This is a genomic window from Paenibacillus urinalis (assembly GCF_028747985.1).
GTDB lineage: Bacteria > Bacillota > Bacilli > Paenibacillales > Paenibacillaceae > Paenibacillus > Paenibacillus urinalis.
In genome coordinates, this window is sequence record NZ_CP118108.1 from 4,810,001 (window position 1) to 4,830,274 (window position 20,274).

Sequence of the window (20,274 nt, forward strand, 5' to 3'; positions counted from 1 at the left end):
CGACTAAGATTATCCGACAAACTGCGCTTCTACATATAACAATATGATGCTGCTTAACAATACAATTCTATTTAAGCTGCAGGAGCTTAACGAATTCATCCTCGTCTTCAATGGTATCTATACCTAGCTGCTGAGCTTTAGCGAGCTTGCTTCCGGCTTTTTCTCCCGCTATGACGAGATCTGTTTTTTTCGATACACTTCCCGTTACCTTTGCACCCAGCGCCTCAAGTCTTTCGGTAGCTTCTTCTCTCGTTAGCTGATGCAAAGTTCCTGTAAGCACAACCGTTTTCCCGCTGAAGAATGAGTCAGTCACAACGACCTGAGCCTCTTCAGGTGCTTTGGCCTCGACTCCAAGAGACAGCATCTTCTCGATGCTCGCTTGTATAAATGGATCCTGGAAGAAGGATACGATACTCTCCGCTACGATAAGTCCTACATCAGGAAGTTCCACCAGTTCCTCTACTGTCGCATTCATAATGCGGTGAAGGTCGCGGTAGTGATCTGCAAGCATCTTGGTCGTCGACTTCCCTGTGTTCGGAATACCCAATGCATACAGGAAGGATGCTAAATCTCTGCCTTTGCTTTCTTCAATGGCTGCCAGCAGATTTTTTGCCTTCTTGTCACCGAACCGGGACAATCCAATGAGATCTTCATAAGTCAGCGTGTAGAGCTCTGCCGCTTCTTTTAATCCTTTCTCATCATGGAGCTGGATTGCTGTCTTATCACTGAAAGTCTCAATGTCCATGGCATCACGGGAAGCAAAATGAGAAATTCGGGCTACGATCTGCGGCTTGCAGTTCATTTTATTGTTACAGAATAAATGCGCACCGCGTTCCTCCAGCGGATACCCACATGAAGGACACTCCGTAGGATACACAATCTCTTCTCCATCGGCTTCCTCTGTCACCTTACCCAAAATTTCAGGAATGACATCGTTCGATCTCCGGATAAAGACACGAGTCCCAAGTGCGAACTTCAGGTTCTTTCGCTCGATATCACCCACGTTGTTCAGTGTACAGTTCGATACGGTCACACCTGCAAGCTCTACTGGTTCAACACGAGCAAGTGGTGTGACTTTTCCTGTACGTCCCACATTCCAGCTGACCGAATTCAGCACCGTCGTTGTTTCTTCCGCCTCAAACTTGTAGGCAACAGCCCACCGAGGGAATTTGTCGGTATAGCCCAATACTTGCCGGGTACGAATATCTGTAAGCTTAATAACCGCTCCATCAATAAGATAGTCCAGCTTATCACGATTCTCCTGGATTTCCGCCAGGCGCTCCATCACATCGTCAAACTCTTGGAAGTAGCTGATATAAGGATTTACTTTGAAATGGTTGTCGCGCAGAAACTGCATCATCTGCTCATGACTCTCAAATGTTATTGCATCCGAATAGCCCACATTGTAGAAATACGCACTGAGCCTGCGTTCTGCAGTCACTTTAGGATTCAAATTGCGAAGTGCTCCTGCTGCAGCATTACGCGCATTCTTGAGAGGGTCGGCTGCTGTCTCATTATATTTGTTCAGCACCGAGAGATTCATAATCCCTTCCCCCTGCACTTCAATCGTACCGTCTGTGTAGGGGATAGTGAGTGGTACAGACTTGATCGTTTTTACTTGTGCCAAAATCCCTTCACCAGTTACTCCGTTCCCTCGGGTCGAAGCTTGAACAAGTTGTCCATCCGTATAGGTCAGATTCAAAGTCAGACCATCAAACTTCAATTCAATCGCATAACCGGGTTCAGGAAGCGGTGTATCGGGATTCTTGGTGTTGTAATCCTGAACAAGACGCTGCACTCTGCCATTCCAGCTGCGAAGCTGTTCGATGTTCTGTGCCTTGTCCAAGCTCCATAGAGGAGATAAGTGACGATGTGGCTTGAAGCCTTTGAGCAGTTCGCCTCCCACACGCTGAGTCGGAGAATCGGGGAGTACAATCCCGCTTTGCGTCTCAAGTGACACCAGCTCATCGTACAAAACATCATACTCTTTATCACTAATCTTCGGCTTGTCCAGTGTGTAATAGTGATAATTGTACTCATTCAGCTCCTTTACGAGCTGTTCCAATCGATGCATTGGATCCATGTAGGGCTATCCCTCCGTGATAATAAATTCAAATAATATGTAAGGCCCGTGAAAGACCAAACTCTTGTACTGCCAGATTATACTGCTAGATAAGCGTATACTGTCCTACAAAATTCTCCTTCTCACGGGTACCTTTATTAAAATGGTGTACTCACCTATGATGTTCATTTTTAGCACTAAAGCTTGATAGATTGATCAGCAAAAGGTATGCGTACGCAGCCTCGCCATCATCACTATTCGACCTTGGTAATCGGCGCAAAACCGGCGAGCAGACGTTTTACACCAACCGGCGCAGGGAAAGCAATCTGCAGCTCCATGTCGTTGCCTGCACCTTTAATGGAGACAATCGTTCCTGTTCCCCATTTGCCATGCTGGACTTTGTCGCCTGCTGCGAAATCCTTCGAGCCACTGCCTGCCGTACTTGCAGCTGCACCACCTGGTCTCCCTGTAGTAACAGATACTTTAGAAGCTTCTGCAGAAGCCGTAGAACCACCGAAGCCGGTACTGGTAGTCCGAGAACCTCCAAAGTTACTTCCTCCTCCAGAAAAACCGCGTCCTCCATAGGAGCCGCCAGCGTTGCTGCCTCCCCCGCGGCGATAGCGGTCCTGGGCAATTTTCGTATCCTCCTTAAGATCTTCCGGAATCTCATCCAGGAAGCGGGAAGGTGGATTCGCTGTGGTCCGTCCGAACAAAGTCCGCATTTGGGCACAGGACAGGAAGAGCTGCTGTTCCGCACGGGTAATCCCTACATAAGCAAGGCGGCGTTCCTCTTCAAGCTCTTCCTCATCCATAAAGGTACGGCTATGCGGGAACACGCCTTCCTCCATCCCGATAATGAAGACAACAGGAAACTCCAGTCCCTTGGCACTGTGCATGGTCATCAGAACGACCGCATCATCCTGCTCTTCCTCGTCATCATTCATGCTGTCAATGTCAGCAATAAGAGCCAAATCCGTAAGGAACGATACAAGTGATTTGTCTTCATTGTTCTTCTCGAACTCCATCGTTACAGACAAGAACTCATCAATATTCTCAAGTCTGGCCTTGGATTCCAGCGTATTCTCGTTCTGGAACTCCAGACGATACTGGCTCATCTCGAGTATTTTCTCCGTCAGCTCCGTCACCGACAAATACTCAACCATCCGATGCAGGGCCGCAATCATATCATAGAATTCAACCAGTGCATTACGTGTGCGTCCAGCAAATCCCAGATCATCTACCACTTCAAGCACTTTAAAAATGGATACTCCTCTCTCCCCCGCTGCGGCAGCGAGCTTTCCAACAGTCGTATCACCGATGCCCCGTTTAGGTACATTGATAATTCGTGTCAAGCTGATATCGTCATCAGGATTGGACAAAAGGCGCAAATAAGCAAGGACGTCCTTAATCTCTTTACGGTCATAGAACTTAATCCCGCCGACGATTTGGTAAGGAATATCCGATTTAATCAAAATTTCCTCGATTACCCGGGACTGTGCGTTGGTACGATACAATATTGCATGATCCTGATAGCTCTTGCCCTTGTTCACGTTCTTGCTGATCTCGGAAGTTACAAAATATCCTTCATCATGCTCGGAGTCCGCACGGTAAACCTTGATCTTGTCCCCGCCAGTCTTATCCGTCCACAGCTTCTTCGGCTTGCGTCCCGAATTAAGTGCGATGACGGCATTAGCTGCATCCAGAATATTGGAAGTGGAACGATAATTCTGCTCCAGCAGGATCGTACGGGCTTCCGGATAATCCTCTTCAAAGTTCAGAATATTGCTGATATCGGCACCGCGCCAGCGATAGATCGACTGGTCACTATCACCCACGACGCAAATACGGTGATGCTTGTCCGCCAGCATGCGGGTCAGCATATACTGCGCACGGTTCGTATCCTGATACTCATCTACGTGGATGTATTGGAATTTCTTCTGGTAGAAGTCAAGTACTTCCGGCACTTCTTTGAACAGCTGAATGGTTGTCATAATGAGATCATCGAAATCAAGCGAGTTGTTCGCTTTCAGTCGTTTTTGGTACATCGTGTATACTTTCGCCACAATACCTTCAAAATAATCACCAATCTTCGCTTCATACTGTGCAGGAGTGACCAGCTCATTCTTCGCCGTACTCATGGCAGACTGAATAGCTTTGGGTTCAAACTTCTTCGTATCAATATTCAGATCCTTCATACAGTTACGAATAACGGACAGCTGATCTGCCGAGTCCAGAATACTAAAGTTAGATGTAAATCCGATTCGTTCTATATCACGGCGCAAAATCCGCACACACATGGAGTGAAACGTAGATACCCAAATATCGCGTCCTTCCGACCCGACGAGCTTCGATACCCGCTCCTGCATCTCCCGTGCTGCCTTATTCGTAAATGTGATGGCCAGAATGCCCCAAGGTGCTGTTTTTTTGGTGGCAATCAAGTAAGCGATACGATGAGTCAGCACTCTCGTCTTACCACTGCCTGCGCCGGCCATAATGAGAAGTGGTCCTTCTGTTGTAACCACCGCCTCCCGCTGCGGAGGGTTCAGACGTGCAACAGCGTCCTGTATATTAATGGATTGCATACATGCAAGCCCCTTTCGTTATTGAAGTAAAAAAAGTGCATCATCCTCTATTTTGAGGTTGGTTTGGTCTCAACCGGTTTGACAGCCTGAACCGTAGCAAGCGCCGAGGGCAAATCATAATAAACCGCATTGCCCACAACAATGGTATCCGCTGCCTTCGCTGCCTTCACTGCTGTATCGTAATCGACAATCCCCCCGCCATAAAATAGCTGAGACTGGTATGCTGCATGGCGAGCTGCCTCTACTGTTTCCATATCACCAAAGGTTCCACTGTATTCAATGTACACAATAGGCAGATTCATCAGTCTGTCCGCTACCTGTACATAAGCAGCTACCCCTTCAGCCTCAAGCTCAGTATTCGGAGAAGTTAGTCGCGCTACCGTTGAATCAGGGTTCAATACGATATATCCTTCACAAACGATAAGCTCCCAAGGAATCATATATCCAAACTGTTCAATGGCGGCTTGATGCTGTCCGGTGATCCAGCGCGTATCTTGTGCGTTCAGCACCATCGGGACCATGTAAAGATCAAATCCGGGCACAACCGCCTCAAGGTCTGAAATCTCTTGTACACATGGAAGCTCGTACCTCCGCACCCTTGAGAGCAGGTCCACCGTGTTATCGTACGTGACGCCAGAAGAGCCGCCGATCATAATTGCATCGGATCCGGACATGCATACCGCATCAAGCGCCTCATCCGTCAATTCACGGTCAGGATCGAGTTTGAAAATATGCTTCCATTCCTTGATCATTTCCTTCAAAATTCCATTCCTCCACGCGAGCAAATCACTACTAAAACAAGTCTATGATAGTGGCATAAGGTAAGTCAATGTTCGTATGCGAGGCGAACAAGATTTTTAGCTGGAAACAGAGGATGGAATACCAAAAAACCTGCGGCTTTCCTATGAAAGGGCAGGTTTACATGAGGGCCTTGAGAGCAGCCTTTATTAGCTGTCGATATTTAATTTAACCGTATTAAACATTTGTGCGCTAAAACATTCATTGATTAAATCATTCGAGTATGACCAAATTCGGCTTGCATACTTTAATACTCACCTACCCGATTGCGAACATATAAGCGTTTGGGCTTCTCCGCGTATAGCTTCTGCAGCTCCCTAAGCTCCCGTTTTAATTGAGCATTCTCATCCTTCAATAGACGAATCTGATCCTCTGCCACATAAATTTTGTCCTGCAGCTTCTCCTCCAAGCTCCAGTGCTTACGATTATGCCGCTGTCTGCCCTCATTCATAAGCCCCTTCTCACCATACTTATCAAAAATGGCCCTCCATCGCTGCAAGCATCGCTTGGGCGTATCTGTGCCTATCGCTTCTAAGCAGAAGCCGCCGCGTATAAAAATGTCCCTTGGCCGAACTCCGTCCTGATCTGCCCGAATCGCAGCAATTTTGAATACGGGCGTATACGTAATATTCCTGCCTTCAATACTGGACACATTGGGATTATGTCTGAGCTCATACAGCTGGGCCTGCGTAAATTCCTTGGGTCTTCGGGTTGCTTTTGCCATATCGGAAAACCTCGCTTTACTCTTATGTATAGTTATATGATTCATCCGGGTTAACATAAAAAGACCCGCTGAGAGGCGCTGTCCAAGCAGCCTTCCAAGCGAGTCTGAATAGTGCAGCTTAAGGACAGCCCTAAGCTAATTATCTGCAAAATCCTTCCAAAAGTTTATAGAAGAACTTAAATTTATCGTGAACAATTTCATATTTGAAATGAATTCCGTTATAACATGGTAACATTGTTTTTACCCTGGCTTTTGGCTGAACGCAGGGAAGCCTCTGCTTGCTCAAACAAAACATCGGGATGAGTCACTGCATTCGGCACGATGACCGCTGCGCCAACACTTACTGTCAACCATTCATGATCATAAGCGTTCAGAGTGGATTGTACAGGAATTTGCAGTGCCTCGACACCTTGTCTGATCTCTTCTGCCAGACTAATTGCTGCTTCTGTGGTAGTATCCTTAAGTCTTAATCTAAATTTACCGCCGCTCTTTCTACAGATCGATGCGTTATATTCTTCTCTTTCTCCCAGTACTCTAAGAACGTCTGCAACCCACTGAAGACATAAATCTCCGTTCTTAAGCCCGTGAGTCAGGTTATATGTTCGGAAATCGTCCACATCAATAATGAGCAGTCCCATGGAACAATTCTCTTCTATACAGCTCTCCCATTCCTGGCACAGCTCTCGATCAAAAACAGAACAGATGGATAATCCGGTGAGCGAATCGGTAACGAGATAGCTTTTGAGCTGATCTGTCATTTCCGCAAATTCCTTCTTATCACTGTTGGATACACCCTGGTGGATTAGAATCATGAAGGAAGGGTCACCCCCATGCATCACCGAAGCCACCGTATACTCCAGCAGCAGTGAGTCTCCGTCAGCCTGTTTAAAATAAGATTTGCCTGCAATTAATTCATCATTTCCCATATCAAGCTCTTCCATCTTCTGATGAAAACCGTCCTTCGACGGATCAGCGATATAATGAAGAAACTCTTTGCCGGTCAGCTCTTCTGTTGTCTCGTAACCCAGCTGCTGAACTGCTTTACTATTACAGTATATGATCCTGCCATTCGTTACCGTAAAAAATCCAACCGGAGACAGCTCCATAAGCTGCAAATATCGGTGCTCATTATCTCGTAGAATGCGGGCATTCTGAATCGCCTCTACTTCCATCTGCCTGAGCTGATTCTCTGTCTGGCTCCGCACGATACTTTTCAGTTCAGGAAGAATATTCAGTTCCTTGCTCAGCCAAGGATACGAAGTGGCTTCTACCACTTCTCGCCATTTTTCAAATGATTTGCGGGGGGACAGGCGGTATCCGTCGTCTGCTTTTATTACTGCTTTTGCAGGATCCCCTGCCCAGTCCACGATCTGAACTACTTCGGCTCTAAACCATATAATATAGTCACGATGCATTTGATCCATAGATAGATAGAGCACGCCGGAGCCTATTTTTTTATATTTTTCAGCAGGGGGAAACTCTGCACTTAGCTTCGAAGAATGGTAGGTATAATCTTGAGCTTGACTCGAGAGCCACTGTGCCAGGTCACGGACCTGTTCTGCAGATGGCGTGTTCCCATAAAACAGCAGATCATTCTTGTAAGACACAACCGCTCCTGACGCATTCATCAGCTGAAGCAGCGACTCCTGCTCCTTATCCAAATCTGCGAGCACACGGGATGAGCTTGTATTGCCAATAAAGATCTGCACAATGCGTGAGGCTGTCTGTCTCAGCCTGATCTCATCCTGATAATCATCCAGCTCCTGTCGCTGCACCAATTCACTGCTGAAAAAAGCACCTAGGAAATTACACAAGTTCCTTATACGGTGCGGTACATATTTAGGAGAATAATGGTGACAAGTGATCAGCCCCCATAGCTCCCCATCATGAATTAAGGATATCGTCACTGTGGCCTGAACACCCATGTTCTGTAAATATTCAATATGCATAGGCGAAACGCTTCGGAGCACAGACAAGCTGAGATTAAGCGGTTTGCCTGTCAACGGCTGTACGGTGGGTATAATCGGCACAGGAATGTAATCCACGTTCACAATCGTTCGAAGCCAGTTGCGGAGGTAGAGCTCACGAGCTTGTCTCGGAATATCGGAGGCGGGATAGTGATGTCCCAAAAAAGGCTCCAGCCCCACTTCCCTCGCTTCGGCTATAACCTTTCCGTTCCACTGCTCATCGAATTCATAGATCATAACCCGGTCGTACCCCAGCATCTCCTTCACTTGCTCAGCAACCACCTGGCTGGCATCATATCTCGTGCTCGTACGCTTAACTCGACTGAAGAACGTATGAATCCAGTTATAATCATCCGTCTTAGACTGCTCTTCTTGAGCCGGTTCAAGCTCCAATATCATCAGACCTTCACTCGAATGGGCAATGCCGAAAAAGTCCAAGTCCTTACCCGTCTCTACGTTCTTGATCTTCAAACTCATATATTGTAAATCAGATGTATCACTAGCGCTTAAATTACGATCAATCAGCTCTTGCTGCGATTCCCAGCCAATGAGATCTGCTGCCGGCGTTCCAATCAGTTCCTCTGCTTCTTGTCCGAAAAATTCAAAGGTATTGGCACTGCATTGTACAATCGTATACGGAGACTCACTCATCATTGAAATTAAAACCCCGTGTGGCTGAATCATTCCCGGAATGTGAATGGGCTCCTTCTCGCAGTTGGTTAAATCTATAGGTTCGCCTGGATCGAGTTCCTCTTCGGAGTTATACAGTGTTCGATTCAGTAATTGGTTATCCTGGTAATCCCCGGTTCCAGACATTGTCGTAAGATCTCCCCTTTATCATTCGCTATGATCGGTAGTGTTAACCCATTGATTAAGCAAACGGAAGGTCTCTTTTGCCGTACCAACGATTACCTCGCGATTCGCTCCAGCTTCTGCAGCCGAGTTCATGATACCACTTAGTTCTTTCCATGCCACACGTGTGTCTTGTCCGTAAGCATTAAAATAAGAGAGTCCTGCGCCCGGCTCCAGAGCTAAATGCTCTCGCAGCTTACGGGTAATAACCTGTCCTCCAAGCGTTGAGCCCTCAATGACATATAAATAACCCAGCAATTGTTCCGTTAAAGCGATCTCGGGGATTTCGCTGCATAGAGGAACCTGCTGTCTATTCGAAGAGAGGTATGCAAGGTCCTGCTCCAGCAGGGGCGATTTCGCACGATGCTTCATATCGATGCCCAGCTCCTGCACACCGTCAAGCTGCTCAATCTTCTGTTCTATCGGCAGAATAAAGCCGTAAAATTTCTCTAAATACGCCTGATAATCGGCCTTGTTAAGGGTATGGTTCATAATGGCTTTGGCATAGTCATTTTGCTCGATTCGATCATGTTCCTCCGCCGTTTCTTTTCTGAGCTGTTCCATAATGGTTGTCATTTCCACGAACCTCCCTGTTCATATGAGATTAAAACTATTGATTAAAAGACCAATTCCTTCAGTATAAACAATGTTAGACGAAAAAACGATAGATTCCAAATACCCATATAGGAAGATGTTTGCCATTGACCTGCTTAATTCCTCTCGCCTATGCTTATATAAATAGAAACAAACGATATAGGAGAGAATGATAGATGCGTTTATGGCATGAAGATCTAATTCGTATGCTCCCTAGACCCCAGCTGCTCGGACAGCATCGGGAATGCTGTGCACTGCGGGGCGGCGGATGGGGCAAGAAGCATGCAACCGTCAATTATGTATTTGACTACCATCCGCTGAAGCTGGTTCGGTATCATATTTTAATTATAGAAGAAATGAAAAATCGGGGATACAACGTAGATAGCCTATGGGAAAATCCAACTTATCGCGGGAAGCAGACCGATCCATGGGATTGGGACGATGAGTATGAGGTGATGGCCCATACGCGTTATGATGAGCATAACGATGCCTACATGACGGAGTGCCTCGATAATCTGGCAGAGAAGGGGATTATGCTGGAAGTGGGTGTGAAGCAGGCGGACGGCTTAAGGTAAGATATAGAACGAAATACGCTGATAAGCCTGCAGCAAGCAATAAAGATGGTATAGAAAAAGATGGCTTTCTCTCAATGGGAGATGAAGCCATCTTTTTGCATTGTATAATGATTGAGATCTAGACATCTGTTATTGTATTTCTATGCTTGCGGCTTTCAGCTCATGTAGAAAATCGTGCAAACCCTCGCGCCAAGGACGTATATCAGTGAATCCGTTACTTCGGATGGCGAAGTGCTCCATGACCGAATTTTGGGGACGTGGTGCTGGACGTGGAAAGCGGTCTGTAGTACAAGGCTCTAGCGAAGCTGTTATCTTCAAGTCTAATATTTGCGCAGCATCATCTAATATCGCTTTGGTAAACTCATACCATGTACAGGAGCCACTATTGGAGGCATGATAAATCCCATATTTCTCAGTCTGAATCAGCTCAAATAAGAACGCGGACAAATCTACGGTATAGGTAGGTGAGCCCTTTTGGTCATTCACTACATTCAGAAACGGTTTCTCCTGTCCCAATTTCAGCATCGTTTTAACAAAGTTATTGCCATGCAAGCCATAAACCCATGAAGTACGTACAATAAAATAGCGTGAAGACAAACTTTGGATAAGCACTTCCCCTGCTCTCTTTGACTTTCCGTAAATACTTTGCGGGTCTGTATTGTCATACTCATGATACGGCTCAGGAGATTGGCCATCAAAAACATAATCTGTGCTGATATATACCATTTTGGCCTGAACCTTCTCCGCAGCTACTGCCAGGTTTCGGCTACCAGATGCATTAACCCGGTAGGCACCTTCAATATCGGCCTCGGCTGCATCGACTGCAGTATAGGCTGCGCAATGGATAACGGCTTGCGGAAGGAATTCCGAAACTACGGCTTCGCACTGCTCTGGATTTGTAATATCAAGCGTTTGACGATCGCATGCCAGGACTTCAAAGCCCTTCTGCTCCAGTAATATTACAACGTCCTTTCCAAGTTGACCCGCTGCTCCGGTTACTAACACTTTCATTTATCCGTCCCCCTGATGCCCCCCATATTGTTGGGTGTAATATTGTTGATAGGCTCCAGATTGAATCCGGGTCCACCATTCCTTATTATCCAGGTACCACTGAATGGTCTCCTTAATCCCCGTATCAAAAGAATGGTTAGGTTTCCAACCAAGCTCTGCCATTATTTTTGACGGATCAATTCCATAGCGCCGGTCATGACCTGGACGATCCGATACGTAAGAAATCAAGGATTTAGGTTTCTCCAATTCATTTAGTATGGTTTCTACAATCTCTATGTTGCTTCGCTCGTTATTGCCGCCTATATTGTACACTTCTCCCAGCTTCCCTTGGTGAATGACTAGGTCAATTGCACTGCAATGATCTTCAACATACAGCCAATCCCTAATATTCAGTCCGTCACCATATATAGGAAGAGATTTATTCATAAGAGCACGGGAGATCATTAAAGGAATCAGCTTCTCAGGAAATTGATAGGGCCCATAGTTATTAGAACAACGTGTAATGTTAACAGGAAGACTGAAGGTTTCATAATAGGACCTAACTAGCAGATCTCCTCCGGCTTTACTAGCGGAATAAGGACTATTAGGCGACAAAGGTGTTTCTTCGGTGAACAATCCTGTTGCTCCAAGAGATCCATACACCTCATCCGTAGATACCTGAACAAATTTGGATACTTTATATTTCTTCGCTGCATCAAGTAACACCTGCGTTCCAAGCACATTTGTCTTAACAAATACATCAAATGTAAGTATACTGCGATCCACATGGGACTCAGCTGCAAAGTTTACAACGATGTCCACATCTTGCTCAATCAGCTCCTCCATCTTATTTGTATCCGTTATATCAGCTTTCAAAAATCTATATTTAGGGTTACTTTCAACCGATCTGAGATTTTCTAAATTCCCTGCATAAGTGAGTGAATCTACATTAATAATTTCGTAATCTGGATGTTCCTTTATCATATACAGAATGAAATTACTACCAATGAAACCCGCGCCTCCTGTAACTAAAAGTTTCATCTGACCGACTCCCTTTCTAATTAAAATTGAGCTCTGCATTCGCTAATACTGGGTGCCTCTTATCCTTATCAGACAACACAGGATTTCTAATTGGCCAGTCAATATTCAATGCTGGATCATTCCATAGAATTCCACGATCATGTTCTGGTGAATAGTATTCATCTACTTTATAAATAACCTGTGTCTGTGGAACAAGCGTGCAAAAACCATGTGCAAACCCGCTTGGTACGAGAAGCTGACGCTTGTTATCTCCACTAAGAATGACACCAATCCATTTCCCGAATGTTGGAGAGTTCTTACGAATATCAACAATTACGTCATAGATTGCACCAGAGATGACACGAACAAGCTTTGTTTGAGCCTTTGGATTCAGTTGATAATGGAGTCCTCTCAGTACACCTGATTCAGCAGATAATGAATGATTATCCTGTACAAAATTATGTTGGATCCCCTTCTTTTTGAACGTTTCTTCATTGTAGCTTTCCATGAAGAAACCACGATGGTCTCCGTGGACTTTGGGTTCAATTATGCTTGCTCCTTCTAGATATAAAGGAGTGATATCCATTGCTGATCTCACCTCTGAGTTAGATTTATAAGTTTTTGTTCTAACTCAATATATGCACTATTGATATCGGTGACCTATATTCTCTGTGAGAGTAAACAACAATTTAAAACGTGGGCCTTCACAGAGCGTCCCTTGCCAAATAAAAAAGCCTCCCCTTAATAGAGAAGGCTTCAATATAATTAATTTATTTCACCAATTGCCCGCGTGTTACGCCAAGCTGGTTGGTTGCTTTAAGTGTCTTCCACACTTGTGTACCGCTGATCTCTCAGTGCAGAGCACGGTTGTACAGTCCAAGCACTTCACGTACCTGCTCTGGTGTTTCTTCCAGGAACTCCACACGATAGCGGGATACACCTAGATCCATGAAGTTGGTCAGGTACTCAGCACCGGATTGTTCAACGGCATTGTATACCGTATTCCGGCAGCCTTCATCGACACGAACCGGATGGGACATGCCAATACGGTCCTGTAGGGATACGCTGTGATCTTCACAAGGACGTCCGCAGTTCGTGTAGTCTGTCCCTTCACTAAGGAACGTACAGTACACACAGTGCTCTGTATGGAACATCGGCAGATGCTGATGGATAACGACTTCCATCTTGTCCGTACGAGAACGCTCCAGCAGATCGACCATTTGCTGAATATTCAGGTCATAGGATGGAGTAACCGCATCACAGCCGGCTTCAAGGAACAGCTCAACCGCTTTATGGTTGGCGATGTTCAGCGAGAAGTCACCGATCAGCTCTGGATGATGCGCATCTGGATTCTCCATGCGATGACGCAGATAGAAATACAGTGCGCCTGTATTACGAACCAGCACAGCGTCTGGCTTCAGACGTAGAATGTTGTTATGGTAGCCGTTCTCTCCAGGCATGTGAATGCGTGGTGTAACGAGTGCGATCTTCTTGCCTGCAGCATGCACCATTTCAACAGCAGCCGGGAACTGCTTGATGAACTCAAAGTCCGCATATATAAAGTCTACACCAGCTTCAAGGCAAGCCTCTACTTGAGGAAGGCTGCGGCACAATGCCGTCAGTTCCGCTGCTCCGCGCTTCACCGCTGGTGCTGGCTTAACGGAATCACCATATACCTCAACCTCACGCTTCACATATACTGGCGGCTTCGGACGTTCCCCTGCCAGCATTTCTACCGCCTGACGGCGAATGTTGTTCAGCTCACGCATCGGGATAATGATATCTCCATGCAGCTGCACATCCAGCTCTTCCAGCTGGTACACTGTACCGCCTAGACGTCCAAACTGCTCTTCCAGCAGCTCGTCGTTCATCGGACGTTTTTTCGCTATTTCAAGCTCCATCTCGGAATTCACCTGAACAGTAGTACCTTTCTGCACATCCGTCCACCAGGTTTCTAGTGGCTGACCTGGTCTGCCTACTGCCTTCACATGAACCGGGAAGACACGATATGGCTTCTCTGTCTCATAGCTTTGACGCAGGCGCTTATCCAGCGCCGGGTCATTCGTCTTCCAGATCCGATCACCTTCATGCAGACGGCGCAGATCCACGTCACTGCGGCCCGGTACGATATCGATGATCCAGCCTTCGCCCGCTTCGCCTTCGATCTTGACTCCTTTACGGCGAACATCATAGACACGTCCGCCTTCTTCGCGCTTAGTTGGGTCGCCGGCATCAAACACGATACCATCTCCACGCTTCAGCGGAGCTTCCAGTTTACATACGACACCATCACGAAGTATTTTTTCCACACGGCCCAAATACACACCACGGCTCTTCGGAAATGTACCATCCACCAGCTTCTTGTTGTTCGTTCCTTCAAGGAAGCCATGCGTGAAGCCGCGGGAGAAGCTCTGCTGCAGCTCACGAATTTCCTCCGTGCTGATCGGGTCTTTAACGCCGTCAAAATAGGCATCAATTGCTTTGCGATATTTACTTACCACATTCGCTACATATTCCGGTGTCTTCAGACGCCCTTCAATCTTGAAGGAAGTAACACCCGCTTCAATCAGCTCAGGCATAATGTCGATCGCGGCAAGGTCCTTCGGAGACAACAGATAAGCAACATCGCCCATCGGCTTCTGCTCACCATCGACCATCAGATCATAGGGAAGACGGCAGGCCTGTGCACACTCACCGCGGTTCGCAGAGCGTCCGCCCCACATCTCGGAAGTCAAGCATTGACCTGAGTAGGAGACGCAGAGTGCACCATGCACGAATACTTCCATTGGCAGCTTCGCTTGTTCTCCGATTTTTTGAATTTGCTTCAGGTTGTTCTCACGACCTAATACGACGCGTTCAATATCAAACGGCTTCGTAAACTCTACCGCCTCCGGCGAAGTAATCGTCATCTGTGTTGAACCGTGAATTGGGAAATCCGGTGAGATTTCACGAATCAGCTTCACTAGACCCAAATCCTGCACAATAACCGCATCTACACCTGCATCCACACAAGCATCAACCAATGCCTTTGCGTCCGCCAGCTCATTTTCAAATACCAATATGTTAAACGTCAAAAATCCTTTGACTCCATAGCTATGCAAAAAAGCCATAATCTCCGGCAGCTCTTCCATCCGGAAATTGTTCGCTCTTGCGCGGGCATTAAACTTTTCCACACCGAAAAAGATTGCATCTGCGCCGTTCGCTACTGCTGAACGCATACAATCCCAATCGCCGGCAGGTGCTAACAGCTCGACATCTTCTCTTCTCAATGCTTTTGTATCCATATATCCTCCTAAACCTGATCCAAGCAGGCTTTTTTACTTTGCCAATATCCTAATACAACGTCCAATTAATTAACTATATACTCTATCAGTGTAGCCATTCTGCTAAACAACTATAATAGTGTATCAAATCCTCGTTCTTTCCTCTACTACTTCCTGAAAAAACCGAAATTTCCGCTCATTCTCCATGGACTTTTCTATTAAGCGTGTAATATGTGTCCTTCTCTTCTCTGAACCTATGAAAAAGAACCCGCATGCCAACTGAATTCAGCTGTGCCGGTTCTTCAATTCATAAACTATTTATTAAATGAAAAAGATTCAAGCGTCTTCGAGAGAGCATTCAGCTGCACTTCTGTTCGATTGGCATCATTTAATACCGCCGTCACCGTATAAGTAATGCCATCGTGCTCAAATACCAGCTGCCTGCCTTGCATAGGAACACCCCTCTCGACCTCATGGTAAGTGAACTCTGTCGTCGGTTGTCCCGCAAACGTTACATTCTTCGTATCGGTCACACGAAAATCTTTGCGGCTCTGGGCCGCTTCAGCATAAGATTCACGCAGCTGACTGACAGCCATCTCTACAGAAACTTCCTTATCCACATGGATGGAGAAAAAGCCCCCTGTAAACTGGTACGCTACAATCGTGGATTCAAAACGGTTCTCCACCGGAGTCCAGTATCTCGGGATATCAAGTGTATATCCATATGTTTTGGAAGTTCGGGTGATCATGCTCGACTTATTTACTAAGTAAGGATCTTCACCAAGCTTGCCGAAATTTTCAGATACTGTATCATAATCAATTTCGAGCGAAGCCAGGATCTCTTCGAACAAGCTCTCATCCGCTGCTGCTGTTTCGGGTATCGCATATTCCAAATAGTAACGATAGCCGTTTTCTTGAATCAACACATTATATTCCGTTGTCCAGCCATCTCCAAAATTGTATTGGAACTGGTTCACTTGAGCATCCTTACCTGCAACGTTCAGCGTGTAGGAATCGACCTCCCGGTGAGCTTCCTCCACGAACACATCCCGCATCCACTGATTCAGCTTGTCGCTCCAATCCTTAAGCGATGCACCTTCCGGTGCAGATGTCACTTGAAGGGATAGATGAGTTCCTTCCTCACTCTCGTATACCAGGGACTGATTATCCTTGTCCCACTCCGCGGGCACAGACAGCGATATTCCATAATCTTCGTTATATACTGTCGACATGCCGTTCTCAACCGTGGACAAATCCTTCATCCTTGTATCCGATGTGTTGAATGATGTGCGGAAGGAATTCAACAGCGGGGCATGCTTTTGCAAATCCTTGTAATTGACAGCCTCATAGTCGGAAAAATAGACTTCATACAAGTGCCCATTATCGTAGTATTGTCTCGCTTCCCAGAACATACCGTCACTATCCTTGGTCACGATCCGGGCATACGGTGTAACCGCCTCTCCTAAGGCTTCACGGTCCATTACGGTCTCACCCATATCTTTGGCGTCCTGAACAAGCTGCTGCAGCATATCCTCCGCATCCAGCTCCACTTCCTGATCGCTCACCAGCACTTCAAGATAATAGGTTCCTTCTGCGTTCATGAAGCTGGTAAAGTCCTCACTTTCATTATAAGAACCGCCCACAATCAGTCCGGTTGGATAGTTCATAGACCATTCGTAGTAACTGTTCCCTATCTTTGTTTTGCCTAGATCCGTATCGATATCGCTCTCTGGATCCTCCTGCGGAGCTTCAGCATCATTCACCTTCATGCGGATGACCAACTCACCATGATCTGACTTGTGAAGCGATGCTCCGATTCCTGCAGCTACAGGACGAAGCGGAACCATAAGCACATCCTTCACCATCTTGGGGGCAGCAGCCATCTCTACTTTGGCCCCATCGATCCAGGCGGTCTTGCTGCCGATGGTAAGTGCAACCGTATGAGGGCCGTCCATAACTTTGACAACATCCTCCCCGGATAATCGGATCTCGCTATTGAAAGCTTTTTTGAATATGCCTACCGGGACCATCAGCGTTCCCTGCTCAACATAGGGTGTATGAATTGTTTGCTTCTCTCCATTGATGGTTGCGGTCTGGCTTCCGGTCTTTAATCTCAGCTCTTCCACAAGATCAGAAGCTGCTGCCGGTTGAGCTGCACTGCTTAACACGACTGTACCCGTCAATAGCGCTGTTGTAATGATACGTATCATTCTTGTATTCATTGTTCTACCTCATCCCATGCTTCGTCTTCAACTGAAAAGACCGTGTTCTCACCCTGTGTCAATACAAGATAGCGCGTTACGATGTCTCCATCTGACTGCATGAGCAGCTTTACTCTCTGGCCAGGCAGATACTTTTTAAGCAGCTCATTAATATCGACAACCGAAGTAACTCGCACTCCGTCTATGCTGTACAGCACGTCACCCTCTTGGATTTTGGCCTTGTCTGCTTCATTCGTGTCAACACTCGTAACGGTCAAAGGATCGTCAGTAGGCAGACCCACGATGGCCGACCAGCTCTCTTCCAGTGTAAGCCCCAGACTTGCACGCTTGACTTCGCCATATTTAAAGTAATGATTGATTACATAATGCATTGTCTCAGCAGGGATCGAAAAGCCTGTATTCTCTACACCAACCGCTGCATATTTCATCGTGTTAATCCCAATCACTTCACCCTTTAAATTCACGAGCGGGCCGCCGCTGTTCCCCGGGTTAATGGCTGTATCGCTTTGAATCAGACGATAGGATGCATTCACTCCCCGATTGAGCCCGCTGACCACACCCACTGTAGCTGAATTCCGCAGGGAAAAAGAGACCGGTGTTCCAATCGCAATCACCGTCTCGCCCACTCGCATATTGGAAGAGGAGCTGGCAAGCTTCGCTGGCTTGAGCGATTTGGCATTGATCTTGATCAGTGCGAGATCGCTTGCCCTATCGCTGTAACTGTCGGTGATCTTATAGGACTTACCGTCCGATGTGACTACAACTGCATTAGATAAACCTTCAATGACATGGGCGTTGGTCACAATCCATCCATTTGATTTTATAATCACACCCGTTCCGTGCGTTAAATTGTAACGATCCGAGCTCGCCCCCTCTTCACCTGCATCCGGGCGCCCTATAATTCCAACAACCGATGGGGATACGGCCTCGACAACCTCCGGTATGTCATCCTTCGCGGTATAAATGAATGTTCCTGTCTTCGTGTCATACTGACCTGTTCCGCCTAACGCTTTAATAAGGTCTTTTGAATTTATGTATATTTGATCATTCTGCAGCTTCGCATTCAGCTTAACACTGGCGCCTTCTATTACTGCTGGGTTAATCACACCTGCTCCAAGCATAAGGATTGTCATGACAGCAGCTGCTGTGATTCTAGTTCTTACCTTGTGTAGATTGAGATTTGTATCGCTATTTTGATCTTTATATCTAGTGTTGTTCTCATCTCTATCTCTAGCTCTATCTATACGATTAGGTTTCAAATGACTTCACCTATTCCTCTCTCAATCTATCATTCCTGCTCTTTTATGCCTCAAAAGAGGATTAAAAAACACCTTCCCTTCACACAGGGGAAAGTGTTCTGCAAAGCTACTTATGCTGTATGTAACCGTCTAGCTCAGCCAATGCTTGATCATCGCATAATCGGTAATTAGAAATACGATTAAGCTGACCACACCAAAGCCAATAGCAAACAAATTCTTCTGAGGTGCTTTGATCAAGCGAACAACACCGATGAAGATAATAATTGTAAATAAGATGACGAAGATATCAAATCCATTAAATTTAGAAGTTGTGCCTCCAGCTTCCGCTAATAGCAGCATACATGCGCCCCCTTATGACGAGATATCATATACGTACAAGCGTTTACACCTTCTTATATGTTATCTTCATCGCCTCGGTTTAGCAAGAGTTTTCATCCATAAAAACTAAAATAATCCATTTTCTTTAGAGCGAATTGTTTCCGTATACTTCGTAATCGCTTCATCATAACCTGGATACTTATACCCGAGATTTTCTGACACAGCTCTTGAATATATTCTAAAAAGCTCGTAGCAAGTGAATAATGACTGCCACATTTGCTGATACCCATTCTCCGCATAGGTGGACAGGAGTTTTTCCCAGTCTTCATCCGGGAGATACTGTTCTATAAACTTATAGTTCTTTCCTACACTAAAGTTATATCCTTTTTCTGATCCGATCTTCCAAGCCATCATTCTCAATAAATTCGGTCTTGCGATCTCGTTCAGGTGGTCAATAGCAAAAAGGATTTCCTTTCTTCCCAACCCTTTTACTACGTAAGTTGAAACCATCCAGAACTCATTACAACAATCATCAAATTCTCTTGCAGTCGGCTTCTTAATCCAATATTGACGATCATTTGCAATCACTTCGTACTTAACGAGATCATCCTTATCAAGCAACACCTGGGCTAAACCGTCACTATTCGTAAAATAATCGTTTACCTCGTGAACTGGGATAAGTGTCAGGTCTAATTTATTTCCATCCTCAAATAAGATCAAATATGAATACCAATTGCCTAACTCTGACGGAAAAAGCTCCATATCCTCGGGTTTTTGCATCATAGCAGGTTTACCAAAAATATGAAGCCACTGATCATTCTCCTTGAAAGAGTTCATATCTGTCACAAAGAAAGACAGGTCATAATCCTGAAATGTATCCGGGGTAATATTGAGGTTTGTACGTGAGCCCTCCAAAGTTACTAATCGAATTCGATCCTCATTTTTGGCAAAATCGATAAAGATCTTCATCATTTCTTGTTCACTTCTCAATACAGGAATCCTCCGTTCCAACGCTTTCTTTGACAGCTTCCGAATAGAGATTCTAAGT

Annotated in this window: 14 protein-coding genes and 1 pseudogene; 1 reads left to right on the forward strand and 14 read right to left on the reverse strand. The window is 45.9% G+C overall.

Annotation, left to right across the window (positions count from 1 at the left end; genetic code table 11):
• Window positions 1-67 precede the first annotated feature (67 nt).
• The 6 genes from ligA to PUW25_RS22450 form a co-directional block, all read right to left on the reverse strand.
• Window positions 68-2,083, reverse strand: a complete 2,016-nt coding sequence (gene ligA, locus PUW25_RS22425; protein WP_047914449.1) for an NAD-dependent DNA ligase LigA — start codon at window positions 2,081-2,083, stop codon at window positions 68-70.
• Window positions 2,084-2,316: 233 nt separating this feature from the next.
• Window positions 2,317-4,644 (reverse strand): DNA helicase PcrA, encoded by a 2,328-nt coding sequence (gene pcrA / locus PUW25_RS22430; protein ID WP_047914450.1) that lies wholly within the window; start codon window positions 4,642-4,644, stop codon window positions 2,317-2,319.
• Window positions 4,645-4,691: 47 nt separating this feature from the next.
• Window positions 4,692-5,405, reverse strand: a complete 714-nt coding sequence (pcrB, locus tag PUW25_RS22435; RefSeq protein WP_274337536.1) for a heptaprenylglyceryl phosphate synthase — start codon at window positions 5,403-5,405, stop codon at window positions 4,692-4,694.
• 284 nt (window positions 5,406-5,689) lie between these two features.
• Window positions 5,690-6,166 (reverse strand): hypothetical protein, encoded by a 477-nt coding sequence (locus PUW25_RS22440; RefSeq protein ID WP_274337538.1) that lies wholly within the window; start codon window positions 6,164-6,166, stop codon window positions 5,690-5,692.
• Window positions 6,167-6,384: 218 nt separating this feature from the next.
• The gene (locus PUW25_RS22445; RefSeq protein ID WP_274337540.1) at window positions 6,385-8,949 is read right to left on the reverse strand and encodes a diguanylate cyclase domain-containing protein; all 2,565 of its coding nucleotides are present in this window, start codon (window positions 8,947-8,949) and stop codon (window positions 6,385-6,387) included.
• Window positions 8,950-8,970: 21 nt separating this feature from the next.
• Complete coding sequence (locus PUW25_RS22450; protein ID WP_274337542.1) at window positions 8,971-9,561, reverse strand: biliverdin-producing heme oxygenase; 591 nt, start codon at window positions 9,559-9,561, stop codon at window positions 8,971-8,973.
• 194 nt (window positions 9,562-9,755) lie between these two features.
• Here PUW25_RS22450 and PUW25_RS22455 point away from each other — a divergent pair, with 194 nt between their 5' ends.
• A complete protein-coding gene (locus tag PUW25_RS22455) occupies window positions 9,756-10,154 on the forward strand; it encodes a TIGR02328 family protein (protein WP_274337544.1) in 399 nt (132 codons plus the stop codon).
• 129 nt (window positions 10,155-10,283) lie between these two features.
• Here the strand turns inward: PUW25_RS22455 and rfbD are convergent, their stop codons facing one another.
• From rfbD to ant(6), 8 genes and pseudogenes are all read right to left on the reverse strand, one after another.
• Window positions 10,284-11,165: a dTDP-4-dehydrorhamnose reductase gene (rfbD, locus tag PUW25_RS22460; protein ID WP_274337545.1), complete on the reverse strand. Its 882-nt coding sequence runs from the start codon at window positions 11,163-11,165 to the stop codon at window positions 10,284-10,286.
• A complete protein-coding gene (rfbB, locus tag PUW25_RS22465) occupies window positions 11,166-12,185 on the reverse strand; it encodes a dTDP-glucose 4,6-dehydratase (protein ID WP_274337546.1) in 1,020 nt (339 codons plus the stop codon).
• 16 nt (window positions 12,186-12,201) lie between these two features.
• Window positions 12,202-12,750, reverse strand: coding sequence for a dTDP-4-dehydrorhamnose 3,5-epimerase (gene rfbC / locus PUW25_RS22470; RefSeq protein WP_274337547.1), 549 nt, complete (start codon window positions 12,748-12,750; stop codon window positions 12,202-12,204).
• A 184-nt stretch (window positions 12,751-12,934) separates the two neighbouring features.
• A pseudogene (locus PUW25_RS22475) lies at window positions 12,935-15,448 on the reverse strand (U32 family peptidase).
• A gap of 293 nt (window positions 15,449-15,741) precedes the next feature.
• Window positions 15,742-17,649 (reverse strand): stalk domain-containing protein, encoded by a 1,908-nt coding sequence (locus PUW25_RS22480; RefSeq protein WP_274337548.1) that lies wholly within the window; start codon window positions 17,647-17,649, stop codon window positions 15,742-15,744.
• Complete coding sequence (locus tag PUW25_RS22485; RefSeq protein ID WP_274337549.1) at window positions 17,646-18,782, reverse strand: S1C family serine protease; 1,137 nt, start codon at window positions 18,780-18,782, stop codon at window positions 17,646-17,648. Before PUW25_RS22485 ends, PUW25_RS22480 begins: the two co-directional genes overlap by 4 nt.
• A gap of 255 nt (window positions 18,783-19,037) precedes the next feature.
• Window positions 19,038-19,247 carry a DUF2759 family protein gene (locus tag PUW25_RS22490; protein WP_274337550.1) on the reverse strand — a complete coding sequence of 70 codons (210 nt, stop codon included), beginning with the start codon at window positions 19,245-19,247 and terminating at the stop codon, window positions 19,038-19,040.
• A 105-nt stretch (window positions 19,248-19,352) separates the two neighbouring features.
• The gene (gene ant(6) / locus PUW25_RS22495; RefSeq protein WP_274337551.1) at window positions 19,353-20,216 is read right to left on the reverse strand and encodes an aminoglycoside 6-adenylyltransferase; all 864 of its coding nucleotides are present in this window, start codon (window positions 20,214-20,216) and stop codon (window positions 19,353-19,355) included.
• Window positions 20,217-20,274: the final 58 nt, after the last annotated feature.

Bases quoted from the DNA above. Each gene is read 5' to 3' on its own strand.
- ligA (WP_047914449.1), bottom strand. From the start codon at position 2,083: ATGGATCCAATGCATCGATTGGAACAGCTCGTAAAGGAGCTGAATGAG.
- pcrA (WP_047914450.1), bottom strand. From the start codon at position 4,644: ATGCAATCCATTAATATACAGGACGCTGTTGCACGTCTGAACCCTCCG.
- PUW25_RS22440 (WP_274337538.1), bottom strand. From the start codon at position 6,166: ATGGCAAAAGCAACCCGAAGACCCAAGGAATTTACGCAGGCCCAGCTG.
- PUW25_RS22445 (WP_274337540.1), bottom strand. From the start codon at position 8,949: ATGTCTGGAACCGGGGATTACCAGGATAACCAATTACTGAATCGAACA.
- PUW25_RS22450 (WP_274337542.1), bottom strand. From the start codon at position 9,561: ATGACAACCATTATGGAACAGCTCAGAAAAGAAACGGCGGAGGAACAT.
- PUW25_RS22455 (WP_274337544.1), top strand. From the start codon at position 9,756: ATGCGTTTATGGCATGAAGATCTAATTCGTATGCTCCCTAGACCCCAG.
- rfbD (WP_274337545.1), bottom strand. From the start codon at position 11,165: ATGAAAGTGTTAGTAACCGGAGCAGCGGGTCAACTTGGAAAGGACGTT.
- rfbB (WP_274337546.1), bottom strand. From the start codon at position 12,185: ATGAAACTTTTAGTTACAGGAGGCGCGGGTTTCATTGGTAGTAATTTC.
- rfbC (WP_274337547.1), bottom strand. From the start codon at position 12,750: ATGGATATCACTCCTTTATATCTAGAAGGAGCAAGCATAATTGAACCC.
- PUW25_RS22480 (WP_274337548.1), bottom strand. From the start codon at position 17,649: ATGAATACAAGAATGATACGTATCATTACAACAGCGCTATTGACGGGT.
- PUW25_RS22485 (WP_274337549.1), bottom strand. From the start codon at position 18,782: ATGACAATCCTTATGCTTGGAGCAGGTGTGATTAACCCAGCAGTAATA.
- PUW25_RS22490 (WP_274337550.1), bottom strand. From the start codon at position 19,247: ATGCTGCTATTAGCGGAAGCTGGAGGCACAACTTCTAAATTTAATGGA.